The 17571-nt window shown below is 61.0% G+C and carries 16 protein-coding genes; 6 read left to right on the top strand and 10 right to left on the bottom strand.

The features are described from left to right. Positions 1-85: 85 nt before the first annotated feature. Both CXY74_RS12175 and CXY74_RS12180 read right to left on the bottom strand, forming a co-directional pair. The gene (locus tag CXY74_RS12175) at positions 86-898 is read right to left on the bottom strand and encodes a c-type cytochrome (RefSeq protein ID WP_104200674.1); all 813 of its coding nucleotides are present in this window, start codon (positions 896-898) and stop codon (positions 86-88) included. Between the two features lie 38 nt (positions 899-936). Next, positions 937-1605 (bottom strand): heme-copper oxidase subunit III, encoded by a 669-nt coding sequence (locus CXY74_RS12180; RefSeq protein WP_104200675.1) that lies wholly within the window; start codon positions 1603-1605, stop codon positions 937-939. Between the two features lie 104 nt (positions 1606-1709). Between CXY74_RS12180 and trpD the strand changes: the two genes are divergently transcribed. Continuing rightward, positions 1710-2762 carry an anthranilate phosphoribosyltransferase gene (gene trpD, locus CXY74_RS12185; protein ID WP_104200829.1) on the top strand — a complete coding sequence of 351 codons (1053 nt, stop codon included), beginning with the start codon at positions 1710-1712 and terminating at the stop codon, positions 2760-2762. Between the two features lie 29 nt (positions 2763-2791). Here trpD and glpK read toward each other — a convergent pair whose 3' ends face one another. Together glpK and CXY74_RS12195 are read right to left on the bottom strand one after the other, a co-directional pair. Then, positions 2792-4306, bottom strand: coding sequence for a glycerol kinase GlpK (gene glpK / locus CXY74_RS12190; protein WP_104200676.1), 1515 nt, complete (start codon positions 4304-4306; stop codon positions 2792-2794). A gap of 94 nt (positions 4307-4400) precedes the next feature. After that, positions 4401-5168, bottom strand: coding sequence for an MIP/aquaporin family protein (locus tag CXY74_RS12195; protein WP_255409536.1), 768 nt, complete (start codon positions 5166-5168; stop codon positions 4401-4403). 217 nt (positions 5169-5385) lie between these two features. Here CXY74_RS12195 and dhaK point away from each other — a divergent pair, with 217 nt between their 5' ends. From dhaK to dhaM, 3 genes are read left to right on the top strand one after another with little or no spacing between them, the layout of a single operon-like run. After that, complete coding sequence (gene dhaK / locus CXY74_RS12200; protein ID WP_104200678.1) at positions 5386-6387, top strand: dihydroxyacetone kinase subunit DhaK; 1002 nt, start codon at positions 5386-5388, stop codon at positions 6385-6387. 11 nt (positions 6388-6398) lie between these two features. Continuing rightward, positions 6399-7097 carry a dihydroxyacetone kinase subunit DhaL gene (gene dhaL, locus CXY74_RS12205; RefSeq protein WP_104200679.1) on the top strand — a complete coding sequence of 233 codons (699 nt, stop codon included), beginning with the start codon at positions 6399-6401 and terminating at the stop codon, positions 7095-7097. Next, positions 7097-7792: a dihydroxyacetone kinase phosphoryl donor subunit DhaM gene (dhaM, locus tag CXY74_RS12210; RefSeq protein ID WP_104200680.1), complete on the top strand. Its 696-nt coding sequence runs from the start codon at positions 7097-7099 to the stop codon at positions 7790-7792. The genes dhaL and dhaM overlap by 1 nt, the downstream gene beginning before the upstream one ends. A gap of 324 nt (positions 7793-8116) precedes the next feature. On the opposite strand, the gene CXY74_RS12215 is transcribed toward dhaM, so the two are convergent. The 6 genes from CXY74_RS12215 to CXY74_RS12240 all read right to left on the bottom strand — a co-directional run bounded on the left by CXY74_RS12215 (position 8117) and on the right by CXY74_RS12240 (position 14529). Next, complete coding sequence (locus tag CXY74_RS12215; protein WP_104200681.1) at positions 8117-8527, bottom strand: ester cyclase; 411 nt, start codon at positions 8525-8527, stop codon at positions 8117-8119. A 212-nt stretch (positions 8528-8739) separates the two neighbouring features. Then, positions 8740-9588 carry an alpha/beta fold hydrolase gene (locus CXY74_RS12220; RefSeq protein WP_104200682.1) on the bottom strand — a complete coding sequence of 283 codons (849 nt, stop codon included), beginning with the start codon at positions 9586-9588 and terminating at the stop codon, positions 8740-8742. A gap of 54 nt (positions 9589-9642) precedes the next feature. Continuing rightward, on the bottom strand, positions 9643-10347 hold the full coding sequence (locus CXY74_RS12225) for a DNA-3-methyladenine glycosylase (protein ID WP_104200683.1): 705 nt from the start codon (positions 10345-10347) through the stop codon (positions 9643-9645). A gap of 151 nt (positions 10348-10498) precedes the next feature. Further along, positions 10499-12397 (bottom strand): Na+/H+ antiporter, encoded by a 1899-nt coding sequence (locus CXY74_RS12230; protein ID WP_104200684.1) that lies wholly within the window; start codon positions 12395-12397, stop codon positions 10499-10501. A gap of 29 nt (positions 12398-12426) precedes the next feature. Further along, positions 12427-13356 carry an aldo/keto reductase family oxidoreductase gene (locus CXY74_RS12235; RefSeq protein WP_104200685.1) on the bottom strand — a complete coding sequence of 310 codons (930 nt, stop codon included), beginning with the start codon at positions 13354-13356 and terminating at the stop codon, positions 12427-12429. Between the two features lie 327 nt (positions 13357-13683). Then, a complete protein-coding gene (locus tag CXY74_RS12240) occupies positions 13684-14529 on the bottom strand; it encodes a DeoR/GlpR family DNA-binding transcription regulator (RefSeq protein ID WP_158252361.1) in 846 nt (281 codons plus the stop codon). A 143-nt stretch (positions 14530-14672) separates the two neighbouring features. Here CXY74_RS12240 and CXY74_RS12245 point away from each other — a divergent pair, with 143 nt between their 5' ends. Both CXY74_RS12245 and CXY74_RS12250 read left to right on the top strand, forming a co-directional pair. After that, positions 14673-16043: an MFS transporter gene (locus CXY74_RS12245; protein ID WP_104200687.1), complete on the top strand. Its 1371-nt coding sequence runs from the start codon at positions 14673-14675 to the stop codon at positions 16041-16043. A 7-nt stretch (positions 16044-16050) separates the two neighbouring features. Further along, positions 16051-17556: a mannitol dehydrogenase family protein gene (locus CXY74_RS12250; RefSeq protein ID WP_104200688.1), complete on the top strand. Its 1506-nt coding sequence runs from the start codon at positions 16051-16053 to the stop codon at positions 17554-17556. The last annotated feature ends 15 nt before the right edge of the window (positions 17557-17571 follow it).

The following is a 17571-nucleotide window of genomic DNA, read 5'->3' on the forward strand; positions in this document are numbered from 1 at the left end:
TGTGGGCTGTGTAGATACTGTGCACTGTGGTGCTCCGTGCCGTCCGATTGATTCCGAACGTTACGTCAAGACCGAAAAACGCGGCCTAATTTGATTTTGCGGTGATCCAGACGGTGAGGGCTACGATTGCGCCCAGGCCAAAGATCCAGATGAATAGGCCTTCCGCTACCGGCCCCAAAGACCCGAGAGCCAATCCACCTGGAGACGGGTTGTCCTCGACGTACTTGAGGTAGGTGATGATGTCACGCTTGTCTTCGGGCGTCATGTTCATATCGTTGAAGACCGGCATGTTTTGCGGGCCGGTCAGCATGGCCTCGTAGATGTGCTGGCCCGACACGTTTTCGATCGCGGGGGCGAACTTACCCTCGGTCAGCGCGCCGCCGGCACCGGCGACGTTATGGCACATAGCGCAGTTGATGCGGAACAGTTCGGCGCCCGCCGAAGCATCGCCGGACGCTTTGACCAAGTCGGCGGTGGGAATGGCCGGGCCGGGAGCGAGCGAAGCGACGTAAGCGGCGAGCGCAGCGGTCTGCTCGGCGGTGAACTGAACCGGCTTCTTCTGTGCCTGCGGACCTTGCATCTGCAACGGCATGCGACCGGTGCCGACTTGGAAGTCAACCGAGGCTGCTCCAACTCCAATCAGGCTGGGACCTTCTGACGATCCTTGAGCGCTAAGCCCATGGCATGTGGCGCAGTTGGCGGCAAAGAGCTTTTCACCCTGGTCGATGGTCTGCTGGGAGGAGGCGTCCGTTGTCGCAACGGCAGTACTGGTGCTGAAGGCGACATAGGCGCCTCCAGTGAAGAGCAGTCCGACGGCAATGAGCGCAACACTGGCGAGAGGATTGCGACGTCCGGTCTTGCGTGGCCGACGTGCGCGAGGGGTTTTGATCGTGGTCATGCTGAAGTAGTCCGCTCCCGTTTTCTAAGTATTATTTTCTATTTAAGAACGTAGATGACCAGGAAGAGCCCGATCCAGACGACGTCGACGAAGTGCCAGTAGTAGGAGACCACGATGGCACTGGTGGCTTCCTTATGGCCGAAGTTCTTGACCGCGAAACCGCGCCCAATAACAAGAAGGAAGGCGAGTAGGCCGGCGGTCACGTGAATCCCGTGAAAGCCAGTCGTGATATAGAACGCCGAACCGTAGGCGTTCGATGAAAGGGAAACTCCTTCTGAGACCAAAGTGGCGTATTCGAACACCTGGCCGGTGACGAAGATCGCACCCAGAGCGTACGTGAGGAAGAACCACTCGACCATGCCCCACTCACTCGGCTTCCAACCGGTCGAACGCGCCTGCAGCCGTTCAGCGGCAAACACTCCGAATTGGCAGGTCACCGAGGACGACACCAAAATCAACGTGTTAATCAACGCGAAGGTGACGTTGTGCTTGTCGGCCTCGAAGAGCCAGAGCTCGGAGGAGGTTGAGCGAAGCGTGAAGTAGATTGCGAAGAGACCCGCGAAAAACATCACCTCGCTGCCCAACCACACAATGGTGCCCACAGCCACGCTGTTGGGCCGGTTCACGACGGGCGCACTCGCCGTCTGAGTAATTGAGGTGCTGGTCACCCTTCTATTATGGCCGATAATCCCATAGGTTTTTCTCATTCACGCGTGTAATTGAGAGTTTCTACCGGCTGGGAGTCGGCTAATTCAGCATGTGAACGGCGTGAATTCGGGGGAGTTGCGCTCGTTCTTCTATGATCGGAATCATGCTTGAATCGCAGTCTTGGCCGTACATACTGAATTCCCTCCTAGAGGGACGGGACCTGAGCGTGGCGGATGCTGCGTGGAGCATGGAAAAAATCATGCTCGGGGAAGCCTCCCCGTCCCAACTCGGCGCTTTCCTAGTGGCGCTGCGTGCAAAAGGGGAGACTGTCGACGAGATTGTTGGATTTCGTGATGCAATTCTCGAGCAGGCCGTTGCACTGCCGGTCAACCCCATGGCCCTCGACATCGTCGGGACCGGGGGCGACAAGTTCAATACCGTCAATATTTCGACCATGGCGTCGATCGTCTGCGCGGCAGCGGGTGTGCCGGTGGTCAAGCACGGTAACCGCGCCGCCAGTTCCGCTTCCGGATCGTCCGACGTTCTCGGCGAATTGGGGATTGACCTGTCGCGGGACGCGACGCGAGTGGCCCAGGTATTCAAGGAAACCGGGATCACCTTTGCCTTTGCTGCGGCTTTTCATCCAGGGTTTCGCCACGTGGCCCTAACTCGCAAAGAGTTGGGTATTCCCACCGTATTCAACTACCTCGGTCCGCTGTGCAATCCGGCGCGGCCCGAGGCATCCGCCGTCGGCGTGGCTGACCTTGACCGAGTGCCGCTCTTCGTTGGTGTGTTTCAAACTCGCGGTGCAACGGCCCTGGTCTTCCGGGGGGACGATGGCCTCGACGAAATGACGACCACGGGGCACAGCCACGTCTGGGAAGTGTCGCACGGTCTGGTGACCGAACACGACATCGACCCGCGGGACCTCGGCATCAATCGAGCGCAGATTTCCGATCTGGTCGGCGGTTCGCCTCAACACAACGCGGACATCGTGCACTCCGTCCTTGCCGGGGAGCCAGGCCCCATTCGCGACATCGTTTTGCTCAATGCCGCAGCCGGGTTGGTGGCCTTCGACCTGGCAAATGACGCGTCTCAAGTTCAGATGGCGATATTGGATCGCTTTCGCAATAAGTTGGCCGTGGCCGCCGCAGCAATTGACTCCGGTGTGGCCACGGCCAAATTATCAGCGTGGATTGCGGCGACCGAGGTCTGAAACCGAGGCCGACGTCCGGCTGAGGCCCGCTAGAGAACGTCCTCGTCGACCCACCCGAAAGTCTTCGTGACCGCTTTTTTCCAGTTGCGCAGCTGGCGGTTGCGTTCGGTTGAGTCCATCTGAGGCGTCCACCGGCTGTCTTCCTGCCAGTTGGTGCGCAGTTCGTCGAGCCCCGCCCAGAAGCCCACCGCAAGACCGGCAGCATAGGCTGCACCCAACGCTGTCGTTTCCGCAACGACCGGGCGAACCACGGGAACGCCGAGAATGTCGGCCTGAAACTGCATGAGTAGGTTGTTGGCGATCATCCCGCCGTCGACCTTGATCTCCGTGAGGGGAACACCCGAGTCGGCATTGACCGCATCGATGACCTCCCGTGTCTGGAACGCCGTCGCTTCCAGCGCTGCCCGTGCGATGTGGCCTTTGTTTACAAATCGGGTAAGACCGACCAGGGCACCGCGCGCGTCGGAACGCCAGTACGGCGCAAACAATCCCGAGAACGCTGGAACAAAGTAGGCTCCGCCATTGTCATCGACGGTTTTTGCCAGAGCCTCTATCTCGGAGGCCGAGCTGATCATGCCAAGATTGTCGCGCATCCACTGCACCAAGGCGCCCGTCACAGCGATGGATCCTTCCAGGGCGTAATGCGGGGCATCGTCGCCAAGCTTGTACCCCACAGTCGTGAGAAGTCCGTTCTTGGAATGCACAATCTCGGTACCAGTATTGAAGATCAGGAAATTGCCGGTGCCGTACGTGTTCTTGGCTTCGCCTTGGTCAAACGCCGCCTGACCGAAGGTCGCGGCCTGCTGGTCACCGAGGATGCCAGCGATGGGAACCTCACGCAGCAAGCTCGAGGTGTGTGCGGTGCCGTACACCTCCGACGACGATCGGATTGAGGGCAGCATCGACTTGGGCACGTCGAAAATAGCGAGAATCTCGTCGTCCCACTGCAAGGTTTCCAGGTCCATGAGGAGGGTACGGCTAGCGTTGGTAACGTCGGTAGCGTGCACGCCGCCGTCCACTCCGCCGGTGAGGTTCCACAACACCCAGGAGTCCGTTGTTCCAAAGAGCAGGTCACCGGCGTCGGCCTTGGCCCTGGCGCCTTCAACGTTCTCCAGGATCCATACTATTTTCGTGCCGGAGAAGTAGGTAGCCAAGGGCAACCCGACCTTCTTCTTGAACCGTTCGACGCCTCCGTCGGCGGCGAGGCGGTCGACGATGGGCTGGGTGCGGGTGTCCTGCCACACGATCGCGTTGTAGACGGGAACACCGGTCGTCTTGTCCCACACCACGGCGGTTTCTCGCTGATTTGTGATGCCGATGGCCCTGATGTCGTTCCGTGTGAGATTAGCCTTGGATAATGCTTGCCCGATCACCTCGCGGGTGTTGTCCCAAATTTCTTTCGGGTCGTGTTCAACCCAGCCGGCCTGGGGAAAAATCTGTTCGTGTTCGAGTTGCCCGGTCGACACGATTGATCCGGCCTTATCGAAAATAATGGCCCGAGAACTGGTCGTTCCCTGGTCTATGGCGAGAATGTAATCAGTCATTGGTGCGTGTCCTCCTTGTGAGTGTGCGGGAAGTACAGGTGTGCTCGCACGTCAACAGACCGGTTCGCTTGGGGAACCGGCCCGTTTGTTCGAGTCAGGTGGCGAGCAGCGGCAGCAGAATCAACGCGGCCCACCCAGCGAGCAGGCCACCGATGATCGGCCCCACGACGGGTACCCAGGAGTAGGCCCAGTCGGAGCCTCCCTTGCCCTTGATCGGCAGGATGAAGTGGGCGATGCGCGGACCGAGGTCACGAGCCGGGTTGATGGCGTACCCGGTCGGGCCACCGAGCGAGGTGCCGATAACGATCACGAGCAGTGCCACGGGGAGGGCTCCGAGAGAGGCCAACCCGCCGGATTCGCCCTGGCGGTCACCACCAAAAGCGATGACGACGAAAACCAGCACGAAGGTACCGATGATCTCCGTGACGAGGTTCCAACCGTATGAGCGGATGGCCGGCCCGGTGGAGAAGACACCGAGTTTGTTGGCCGGGTCTGGTTCGGCGTCGAAGTGTTGTTTGTAGGCGAGCCAGCAGGCGATAGCGCCAAGAATTGCGCCGACCATCTGCGCGCCGATATAGGCGAGAACGGATACCGCGTTGACGGGAACGCCCATCCCGAATTCCTCGGTACCGTTGGCGACGAGGCCCAGGGTGACGGCCGGATTGAGGTGCGCCCCCGAACGGTAGGCGACCACGACGCCGGCGAACACCGCGAAGCCCCAGCCGATGGTCACCATAAGGAACCCACCACCGAGGCCCTTGTTCTTGGCCAAAGCGACGTTGGCCACGACGCCGGTTCCCAGGAGAACGAGCATGGCAGTGCCGACAACCTCCGAGACGAATACAGCTCCGATATTTTCCACGAGAACCTTTCTGGTCAGGCCGGGGATGCCGCAGCTACCTCTCTGCGGTGAGCGGACGGACATAACATATCGCGGGGCGTCACGAAGGGGAATAGGCCAGGCGAGTTCACCCTGACTCTTACTGCTCGTCGTAATAACGCGTATGTTAAGCGTGGGAAAATGCGCTTGGGCGAAGCACCCGAATAAATCCGAGGCACCACCGAGTGAATGGCTGGTCATGAAGAAGCTCATCAACGATCCGAAGAATGTCGTCAACGAGGCCGTCGCCGGATTCGAGGTGGCACACGCCGACATTGTGCGGGTCTCGCACGATCCTGTTTTCATTGTGCGAGCGGATGCGCCGCTGCGCGGCAAGGTCGGAATCGTCAGTGGAGGCGGCAGCGGTCACGAACCACTGCACGGCGGATTTGTAGGATTCGGAATGCTGGATGCCGCCGTTCCCGGCCCTGTTTTCACCTCGCCTACACCGGACCCCATCCTGGCAGCGACACAGGCCGTCGACGGCGGAGCGGGAGTGCTCCACATCGTCAAGAACTACACCGGCGACGTGCTGAATTTTGAGACCGCTGCTGATCTTGCAGCCGCTGATGGCATCCAGGTTCGCGCGGTCATCATTAACGACGATGTCGCCGTCAAGGACTCGCTGTATACGGCAGGCCGCCGCGGCGTGGCCGGAACGGTCCTCGTTGAGAAGATTGCCGGAGCTGCCGCTGAACGCGGAGATGACCTGGATGCCGTGGTCGCCGTGGCCGAGAAGGTGAATTCCCGCGTGCGCACCATGGGTGTTGCGCTCACCCCGTGCGTCGTGCCGCACGCGGGGGAACCGAGTTTCACCCTGGCCGACGACGAAATTGAAATCGGTATTGGCATTCACGGCGAGCCAGGGCGAGAGCGAATCAAGCTCGAGCCCGCCGACGCCATCGTGGACCGGCTCCTCGGCCCCATTCTCGACGACCTGCCGTTTGCCAGTGGCGACGAGGTGCTCCTGCTCGTCAACGGTATGGGCGGCACACCACAGATTGAGTTGTACATCGTGTTCCGCCGGGCCGCCGAAGTTCTGCAGGAGCGCGGCATCACTGTCTCCCGGAGCCTGGTCGGCAATTACACGACGAGCCTCGAGATGGCAGGAGCATCGATCTCCGTTCTGAAACTCGACGACGAGCTCACGGCACTGTGGGACGCCCCGGTACAGACGTCCACGCTACGGTGGGGACGGTAGAAGGAGATTCAATGACCCCGAACGACGAACCTGGCGCAGTTGTCGGCGACGCCGACCTCGCCAACGCAGCGCTCCGGCTGGACACTAGGTGGACTATTCGCTGGATTCGGCGAAGCGCCGAGGTACTTGCAATCAACCGTGCCGCCTTGAACACCCTCGACCGCGACATCGGCGACGGCGACCACGGAGAGAACATGGATCGTGGTTTTCAGGCGATCCTGCCCAAGCTCGAGGAACTCACCGACGAGACAACGCCAGGGGCCGTATTGAAACTTGTCGCCACAACCCTGATCTCGACGGTGGGCGGCGCTGCCGGACCCTTGTACGGCACAGCCTTTCTCAAAGCAGCCGGTGCTGTCGGAGCGGCGCAATCGTTGGATGCGCCCGCACTGGTCGCCCTGCTGACGGCGGCGCGGGACGGTATCGTGCTGCGGGGCAAAGCGATGGAGGGTGACAAGACCATGATCGACGCCTGGACGCCGGCGGTGAACGCGGCATTGGCCGCGCAGACGGCGGGCTCACCCGTTGGCGCCGTCCTGCTGGCCGCAGCAGATGCTGCAGCGCAAGGCGCGCAGGCCACCGAGCCGCTGGTTGCACGCAAGGGACGGGCGAGTTACCTCGGAGAGCGGGCGATCGGTCACCGCGACCCGGGATCCCAGTCGACGTCACTGCTGCTTCGCGCCGCGGCCGACCTGATGTCGCACCATTGATGGCGGCGGTATCTGCTGAACGAATCGGTATCATTTTCGTTTCGCACAGCGAGAAGATCGCGACGGGCTTGGTCGAACTGGCGCGCCAAATGGCGCCGACGGTGCGTCTTATCGCCGCAGGTGGAACAGACTCCGGTGGAATCGGTACGAGCTTTGAGAAGATCAGCGCCGGAATCAGCGCGGCGAACGATGGTGCCGGGGTGGTGATCTTGTGCGATCTCGGTTCGGCCATCCTGACCGCGGAAACAGTGCGCGATTTTCTCGAGGGGGCCGAGCAAGACAAGGTGCGGATTGTCGACGCGCCGCTCGTCGAAGGTGGGGTGGCTGCGGCGGTGGCCGCAGAAACCGGGGGAGACCTCGACGAGGTAGTAGCGGCGGCGCAGTCAGCGCTGCAGGTGATGAGTCAAGCCACGCCGGCGATCCAGCCTCCCGTTGCGACCGGGGTGTCACGCACGGTGATCCTCATCAACAAGGACGGTCTTCACGCACGTCCAGCCGCAGAATTCGTCAACCTCGCGAGCACATTCTCGGTTCCGATCAGCGTGAACGGCACGGACGCCCGCAGCCTGCTGAGCATAATGTCGCTCGGCCTGGCTCGGGGGAGCAGCGTGCACCTCACGTCGACAGATCCCGCGGCTGGACCGGCGATCAACGCCCTCGCGGAACTGCTGGAATCAGGCTTCGGCGAGCAGTGAGCCGTCGTCGCCAACCTGAGGAAAACGCCTAGCCGTTTCGTGCCTTATTGTCCAATCCGGCGTATCGTAATGGCATGATTCAGGACAGGAACACCTCGAAAGATTCGGAAGAGCGGGCCACGACTAGTGCACAGGCATGCCCCATCTGCGGCCATGCCATGCGCGAACACACCATCGATCATTCCACCCGAAATACCGTGGTCAACTGCCCGGTTCCGCATCCGGGAGCATGGGACCGCGATGCCTTCGAACCGGTCAATGAATTTGGCATGGTCATACACGGGACACGCACCTAACCCGTCAGGGCAACCTGGCTGTCGCAGGCTATGCTGCGAGGCCGAGTTGTTCGAGCATGCCCTGTTGGTCGCTGCTGCCCCACCGCTCTACAAGTTTCCCGTTCTCGAACCGGCTGATTTGCATGCCACGGACCGACATCGTTTTACCGCTGGCGGAGTGGCCCATGAAAGGGCCCTGGTGGGTGCCGGTGAGCGTATAGGCGAATGCGACGTCGGTATCGTTTGCGACAAGGCGCTCGACTGCGATGTGCAGGTCCGGAAAAGCAGCAATCATCTCGCCGAAGAATGCTTTGTAGCCTGCCGGACCCGGGCCTTGACCTGGCGCAGGGTCGTTATCGACTGCATCTTCGGCCACGAGGTCGTCTAAAAGATCAAGTTCTCCGCTGTTGACGGCTTCACCAAACTTTTGCTGTGCGGCGATATTCGCTTCTTTACTCATGTGTTTACTCTTTTCGTCGGGTTTGACATGGATTGAGCTAGGTAGGTATTGGGTGAAGGTACCCCGGCTAACGCCCAGCGCTTCGCCGACGGCAGGACGTTTTGGGATCAGGCCGAATAAGCTTCAGCTCCTGCACGGCCACGACCCATAAAGAGACGAAAAGGACTTGCGCGTTGGACTCTGCTCGTCAGCGCGAATCCTTCTCGGTTTCGCTATTTAGCGAGGAAGGCGATTACGTGCCGATTCCATTCCTCCCGATGTGAAACGGTCAGACCGTGTGGGGCGCCTTCGATCACCACGAGTTCGCTGCCGGAAATGGCTGCGTGAGTGCGCTTGCCACTGACCTCGAATGGCACGATCGTGTCGGAGTCGCCGTGTATCACCAGGGTTGGTACGGTAACTTTCGACAGATCATCGCGGAAGTCCGTCATGGCGAATGCGGCCGTGCAGTCGAGCGTGCCTTTAGGCGAGGCCATTTCGGCCAGACTACGGTTGTACGCAATCTGCTCGGAACTGACCTTCGGCTTATTGACCAACGAGGGCTTACCGGCAGTGAAGAACATCTGAACAAATTCATGCAGGAATGCCGGGCGGTCTCCGGTCAAGCCGTCGTGGAACCACTGGGCCAGTTCGGCATCGACACCTCCATCAGGATTGTCATCCGATTTCCAGAGGTACGGCGGTACTGCGCTGGCGAAGACGAGCTTCGCGATGCGGTCGGTGCCGTACGTTCCCACGTACCGAGCAACCTCGCCGCCACCCATCGAAAACCCAATAAGAGTGACGTCTCGCAGGTCGAGGGCATCAAGAACGGCTTTCAGATCGGCGGCAAATGTGTCATAGTCATATCCGTTCCACGGCTGAGATGATTGGCCGAACCCGCGGCGATCGTATGTGATGACTCTGTGACCGGCGTCGACGAGAGCGGGTACTTGACCTTCCCAGGACCTGCTACTGAGTGGCCAGCCGTGAATCAGTACAACGGGCTTGCCAGCACCGACGTCTTCGTAGTGCAGTGCGACGTCAGGCCCGTTTTGACCGGGGACGGTAATGAAAGGCATGTGCTCTCCTCGCAATCGTTGATGGTTCGTTGGAGGTACCGGAGTTTGTGCGTCTTAGACAATCGAGGTTCGCTGGGAAAACGCTGAAACGATGGTGCGGGGGGACCCGGTCGAACCGCGGTATTTCGCTGGTTTGTAACTCGAGACGGATGGCGCATCCGCTAACCAGAATCGCCAAGGGAAGTTGGTCGCATCTCCGCCGGGCCCGCTGACGCCAACGCGGGGTCCGGTGTGGTGCGGTAAAACCACACCGTCATCCGGAATGAAGAACTTCCACTGTCCGCCGAAAAGATCATCACCGTCGTTGTCCAGGGTTGCTCCGAAGCTTTGGGCAACGCAGCCGGGGCCTCTCGCCAAACTCCGATCCAGGAGAGGAACTTTTCGTGGCTTGCTTTCTCGCCGGATTCGGGCAATATCGGAACCTTGTATCACGTCTCCCGCCCTAATAAGACAACCGTATGGCTGGCCTGGTTGTCCGGCGACGAGGTTCAGAGCGTGGTGCATTCCGTAGGTGAAGTAGCAGTACAGGTGTCCGGCGGGGCCGAACATTGTCCTATTCCGATTCGTCTTGCCCCGATAGCTGTGCGCGCCGGGGTCGCGTTCCCCCGCATACGCCTCAACCTCGGTAATGCGAATGGTCACAGTGCCATCGTCATCGGTGCGTTGAAGGATGCAGCCGAGAATTCCCGGCGCAACATCGAGCACCTCGCGGGAAAAGAACCCTCGATCCGCTAAGTGAAATCCATTGAGAACGCTCATCTGGTCAGCGTATCCACTCCCGGTGAGCAGTGCTCCTGCAAGCCGTTGAGTGAACCACAGAAGTCGATGTTCCAGAACAGCAGTACCAGCTCACGACGTGGGTCCACGGCGAGGATTCACGGCGAGTCATAGGCGTGTCGACGAGCACTCGCTAACCGAGGAGTTCGTCAACGTAACACCAACGCCACAATTCCCGCGGCTCAGCGCTGCACATGATGGGGTGGCCGGATTCTCGGAAGTGCCTGGTCGCGTGCTGACCGACGGATGAATCGCAGCACCCCACATTGCCGCAGATTAGGCACATCCGAAGGTGTACCGGGCTGGTGCCTTCGCGCACACAGTCGCTGCATTCCGCATCCGGCGGTACCGGATGCTCACCGACGGCTCGTAAGTGCTCGCAGCCGCCGGCGCCCAGAGGCACTCCAGAGGTGTCTGGCTTGTTCGCAGGATGGGTTTCGGCGCTGAAGTCGATGCTCAGGTCGTCAGGCGAGGTATCCAACATAGATTCCTCAACATCGAGCATCTCAAGCACTTCGCTGATCACCTCATGGGCATAATCGCCCGAATGGCGCAGTTTCAGAACTCTGGCGCGCTCCGCGTCGAGCATGGCCAGCCGCAACTGTACATAGCGCTTACTGGGAGTGCGGTCTGCAAGCTCTGAACGTCCGAGGCGCTCCCAGGCTGCCCGGTTGCGTTCCTGTGTGCGGCGTTCGAGCATGTCGAGTACCTCCGGTGGATCGTCGGGCCGGGCGTGCCGGCGCAGGTTTTCTATCCCCGCGGCGGTGGCCTGATCCATGAGTGCGGCCTGGCTGAGCGCATCCGCTTTGGTATCTGGACCACGTACCCCCAGGATACGAACCAACCACGGCAGGCTCAGGCCCTGCACGACCAGGGTTCCGGCCACCACCCCCAGGGCCGCGAGAACGAGAACGGGACGGTGTGCGACGTCTTCCGGCAGGGCGAACACGGCAGCCAGGGTGACCACACCCCGCATGCCGGCCCACGACACGATGGCGGGCAACTGCCAGGGTGGTGCGGGGTCGGCCTTTCGAATTTTGGGGAACAGGCGAGGGAGATAAATCGCCGGGAACACCCAAATCGGGCGCAACAAGAGAACCGCGACGAGTATGACAGCGCAGGCACCCCAAATGCGCCCGGCACCCAGCGAGTCGCCGGAGGTCGCTTCAATGATCGATCGCACCTGTAACCCGATCAGCAGGAAAACAGAGTTCTCGAGCAGGAACTGCACCGTGGCCCAGTTGCTGCGCTGGCTCAAGCGCGACGCGCCGCCCGGCATAGCGGGCGTCTTGGTGCCGATCACAAGGCCAGCCACAACGACAGCCAACACGCCAGATGCGTTGATCTCCTCGGCTGGAATGTAGGCCACGAACGGAGCCGCTAGCGACATAGACGTGTTTATGGCTACATTGCGCACGCGTTTTCGAACCTGCAGCAGGAGCCATGCAGCGATCAAACCGATCACGACACCGCCAACGGCAGCAAAAGCAAGATCTGACGCCACTTGCCAGACAGTGACACTGCCACCAATGGCAACGATCGCCGTGCGAAGAAGTACCAGAGCGGTCGCATCGTTGACCAGCGACTCACCTTCCAGAAGACTCACTACCCGGCGCGGGAGCCCAACGCGGCGGGCAATCGTAGTCGCCGCCACCGCATCCGGGGGAGCCACCACCGCCCCCAAGGCAAACGCCGCAGCCAGCGGAATTTCCGGGATCAGCCACCAAACGATGAGCCCGATGGCCACGGTACCGAAAATGACATAACCGACTGACAGTAGGCCGATGGAGCGCAGGTTGGTGCGGAACTCGACCAGGGAGGTACGGATGGCGGCTGCGTACAGCAGTGGAGGAAGAATTCCCACCAACACCAGTTCCGGATCCAGCTCTACCGCCGGAATAAACGGCAGGTACGAGCCGACGACACCGACAACTACCAGCAGCAACGGAACAGACAAGTTCAAGCGTCTCGCGAGGGCGCTGGCGGCGCAGACAACAACAACGAGAGCGAGAAGAGCGAGTGCGACATCCATTTTTTCCCCCAAGGGTTTCTGGGGCTGGACTACGGCAAGATATGTCCAGCGGCAGTGAAGAGTCGATACCACTCTTCCCGCGTAAGAGCGATATCAGACCCCACGGCCGAATCGAGAAGGTGCCGCACGCTGGTCGTTCCGAGCACTACCTGCATGTGGGCAGGATGACGGGTGATCCAGGCGACGGCGATGGCAGCCGGGGGAGCGTCATAGGTTCGAGCAAGGTCATCGATGACATCGTTCAACGCGGAGAAGTTTTCTCGATCGTTCAGAAAAATACCATCGAAGAAACCTTTCTGAAACGGCGACCATGCCTGCAGCGTGATGTTGTTGAGTCGGCAGTAATCGAGAATGCCGTTGTCCCGGTCGATGGACTGGTCAAGGCCGGCCATGTTGGCCGACATGCCGGCGGCGATAAGCGGCGCGTGCGTGATGCTGAGCTGCACCTGATTCACGATGAGCGGCTGGGCCACCGAGCGTTTCAGCAGCGCGACCTGCCCCGGGGTGTGATTGCTGACGCCGAAATTGAGCACTTTTCCCGCATCGTGCAAGACGTTGAAGGCCTCGGCGACCTCGTCGGGTTCCACGAGGGCGTCCGGGCGGTGCAGCAGCAGCATATCGAGATATTCCGTCTTTAACGCCGTGAGCGATTCGTCGACGGATCCAAGGATGTGCTCCTTGGAGAAGTCCCAGAAGCCGGATCGAATACCGACTTTTGACTGGATGGCCACTCGTGCCCGATCTTCTGCCGAAAACGTCACCGCGTCCCCGAAACGACGTTCGCATTCGTGGGGCGTGCTGCCATACACGTCGGCGTGATCGAAGAAGTTTATGCCGGCGTCTCGGGAGGCCCCAACCAAGGATCGGATCTCTTCGTCACCGAGAGGAACGATCCGCATCAGCCCGAGAACGATATTCGAGACTTCCAAGTGGGTATTCGGTAACGTCATTGTCTTCATGCCTCCAGTCTGGGTGCAGTCGGGCAAGAACGACAACTCATCACCTGATTGAACGCGACCGGAACGTTATCTGTGGGTGCGGTCTGCCCACAGCAACAGTATCGGCGGTGAAAAATCTCGCCTGCGGCTGAAGACACGCTAGTTGTGCGCTCTATTAGGGCTGGAAGTCGAGGTTGCTTTGAAGCAGCGCGGGCCAGGTTGTGGCAGCCGATTATCAAGTTATTGACATAATGTGCATTATCGGTCACTTGGTGAACGTCGTATTCACGTGTTTATTGCTGTGCGCCGGCTGCACTCACCGGTCTGGCCCGAGGGCTCTTGACCCGTCTAGAATTCGACCGGCGGGGTCGATACGTAGTGCACGCGCAGACCGAGTGTGTTGAGGTGCTCACGAAGTTCCGGTGCGAGTTCGGCATTGACGATCACGTCGTCGAAGTCGGCCAGGTCGGCCACGTGATACAGCCCCTTGGCCTCGAACTTGCTGTCGTCAAGCAGCAGAACCTTACGGTCGGCCCGAGTGAGCAAGGCTCGCTTCGTTTCGGCGGCCGCGGCATCCGGGTGAAAGAGAGCATCATTCTTCAATGCAGTCGTCGACACAAAAACCACGTCGGCAGAGACCCGACTGAGCTGTTCGACTACGATGGCGCCGAGAAACGAGTCTGTCTCGTGCACGTATTGTCCGCCGAGGCCCACGAGCGAGATCTGCGGATGCATCAGCGTCAGTTCGCGCATCAGCCCAAGCGCGTGGGTAACCACCGCGCTCGGAGCGCGCGCGGCGAGGTGGCCGAGCATGGCTGCGACCGTAGTCGAGTCGTCGAAGGCGACAACGTCGCCGGTCCGGATCAGCAGGGCTGCCTCTGCGGCGAGAGCCCTCTTGAGGCCGACCCGAGTGGCCCGGCGCAGGCGGACATCCTGCTCGGCAAACGGATGCGGTTTTGCACGCGCCCCGCCCCGCACGCGTTCAATGAGTCCCTCGCGGGCAAGGAGATCAAGGTCGCGGTGAATAGTCATGGCGCTGACACGGAAGGTCTCGACAAGCTTTTCCAGTCGCACGGGACCATTCGCCTCGATGTGGCGCACCAGTTCACTACGCCGCACCGGACCGGTGAGGCCATCGCGCGTGAGGGAATCGCGCGAAAGGGAATCGTCGTCGGTGACGTCGGCAAGCTTCATGATCGCCAGCATAGACGCCCTGAAGCGTGTTGTTAAATTGATGTGTTTAATCACCCGATTCATAACAGACTTTATGTTAAATACGTGAGCTATGTGTTAGTTTTGGGGCGTTCGATCTCTGGACCATCGTAAGGACGCGAAGAATGGCACCTCAGGCACTCACTCACCCAGGCACCCACCCAAGCACCGCAGCAGGCGCGACCTACGGCCTCGTTCCGCCCAGGCTGCTCGACCGTCTCGGACTCCCCCGCCCACTATTCTGGGGATACATCGGACTGGCGCTGTTCATGATCGGTGACGGTGTCGAGACCAATATTCTTGCGCCATTCCTCACCGGCGACCACGGCTTCAGCATCCCCCTCGTCGGCACGCTCGTCACCGTCTACGGCGTAGCCGTCGCCATCGCCGCGTTCCTCTCCGCCGCTCTCTCAGACCTTTGGGGCCCGCGCCGTGTCATGATGATCGGTGCCGGTATCTGGGTCGTCTTCAACCTGCTTTTTCTCACCGTCGCCCTCACCTCGAGCAACGTCATGCTCATCTTCGTCACCTATGGCCTGCGCGGCTTTGGCTACCCCTTCTTCGCCTACGGGTTCCTGGTGTGGATCACCGCAACAGCCAACCCCCGGCACCTCGCGAGCTCCATCGGCTGGTTCTACGTGGCTTTCACCGCCGGGCTTCCCACCCTCGGCGCGCTCGTTGCGACCGGTGCCCTCGACATCTTCCACCTCTCGATGTATCAAACCCTCTGGGTCTCCCTTGTGCTCGTCGTCAGCGGGGCCGTCGTCGCCTTTATCGGCGTCAAGGATAAGACCGGTCGCAAGCCCCTCGTCGACAATCCCTCGGAGGTCGTCACAGTCCTGTCCTACGGGCTCAAACTTCTCGCCACCAAACCGAGGGTGCTGCTCGTCATGCTCACCCGCATGATCAACTCGATCCCCACCTACGGCATGGCAATCTTCTTCCCGGCCCTGTTCGTGGACCGCTTCGGCTGGTCGATCGGCCAATTCCTGATTCTCACCACCGTGATCTACGCGGTGAACATCCCCTTCAACCTCGTCTTCGGTGCCCTCGGCGACCGCTTCGGCTGGAGCCGCACCGTCACCTGGTTCGGCGCCGTGCTCTGCGCCGTATCTATGATCGGCCTCTACGTCGTACCCGTCTACGCCATCGGTCAGGGCTGGCCGTTCGCCTACAGCCTCACCCTCATCGTCGGGGCGATTTTTGGAATCGGCCTCGCCGGGTTTGTGCCACTGTCCGCGATCGCCGTGTCGCTCGCCCCGCAGCAGCCAGGGGCGGCAATGAGCTCCTACAACCTCGGCATCGGCGCGGCCGTGTTCGCCGGCCCGCTCCTGGTGGCACTGCTCTACGGCACCCTCGGCGCACTCGGACTCGTGGTGCTCTTTGCCGCGCTGTACCTTGTGGCCGCTGTGATGGCCTCCGTCTTGCGGGGAACGCAGCCCGGCTTCCACGGTGTGCCCGCTCGCATTCCATTTGATGACGCTCGATTGAATTGAGACCCACATGACCACACTCACCACTCCCCCTTTTTTCACCGGCCTCGCCCTCACCACGGAGTCCCTACCTGCCCTCGCCGCCACCGTGCGCGTTCCGTCCTACGACCGCACCGGATTGACGGCGGGCATCATGCACTTCGGTGTCGGTGGGTTTCACCGGGCGCATCAGGCACTCATGATCGACGACCTGCTCAGCCAGGGCCTGGCCCGCGATTGGGCCATTTGCGGAGTCGGCGTGCTGGCCGGTGACGCACGCATGCGGGACGTCTTAGCCGCTCAGGATGGCCTCTATACGTTGGTCGAAAAGCACGCCGACGGGCATCTGGAGGGCCGCGTTATCGGATCGATCATCGACTTTATGTTCGCCCCCGACGACGTCGATGCTGTCATCGAGCGGATGGCCAGCCCCGAGGTAAAGATCGTCTCTCTCACCGTGACCGAGGGCGGCTATAACATCAACCCGGTGACCGGGGCTTTCGACCTCGGCAACCCGCAGGTGCAGGCCGACCTGGCGCCCGGCGCCGCGCCGGCCACAGTCTTCGGTATCACCGTTGAGGCTCTGCGTCGCCGGCGCGACCGCGGAGTGCCCCCGTTCACGGTCATGTCCTGCGACAACCTGCAAAACAACGGTGAGGTTGCCCACCGCACCTTCGTAGCGTTCGCAACCGCCCGCGACGCCGAACTGGCCGCCTGGATCGACGCACACGTAAGGTTCCCGAACAGCATGGTCGACCGCATCACCCCCAGCACGACGGATGCCGATCGCGCTCTCGTCGCCGCGACCTTCGGTGTGCTCGACGCGTGGCCCGTGGTCTGCGAACCCTTCTTCCAATGGGTCTTACAGGACTCCTTCATCAACGGTCGACCACCGTACGAGCAGGTGCGCACTCAGCTCGTCGCCGACGTTGAGCCCTACGAGCTCATGAAGCTGCGTTTGTTGAATGCCAGCCATCAAGGCCTGTGCTATTTTGCGCACCTGTGCGGCTACCGACTCGTGCACGACGCTGCGGCTGATCCGCTGATCGCCGGCTTCCTTCGCTCCTACATGGACCGCGAGGGCTCCCCCACGCTCAAGCCGGTACCCGGCATCGACCTCGAAGCCTACAAAGACGAGCTCATCGCTCGGTTCTCGAACCCGAGCGTACGCGACACCGTCGCACGGCTCTGCAACGAGTCCTCCGACCGGATCCCGAAGTGGCTCGTGCCGGTGATCGTCGACCAACTCGCGGCTGGTCGTTCGGTGCAACTGTCAGCGGCGATAGTGGCCAGCTGGGCCCGCTACGCGGAGGGAACGGATGAACAGGGCCAGCCTATCGAGGTCGCCGACCGTCTCAGGGAACGTGTTATGAACAACGCTGCCGGATTCGCCTCTGACCGGCATTCCTTCCTGCGCGACCGCGACCTGTTCGCCGATCTCGTCGACGACACGACGTTTGTCGGGGCCTACGACCGGGCGCTTGAGCTGCTGCACACGGTCGGTGCCCGCGAAACCCTGGTCGCGCTCCTCGCGTAGCCTGCGGGGGCGCTG

It is taken from the genome of Cryobacterium sp. Y29, assembly GCF_002929825.1.
Classification (GTDB): Bacteria; Actinomycetota; Actinomycetes; order Actinomycetales; family Microbacteriaceae; genus Cryobacterium.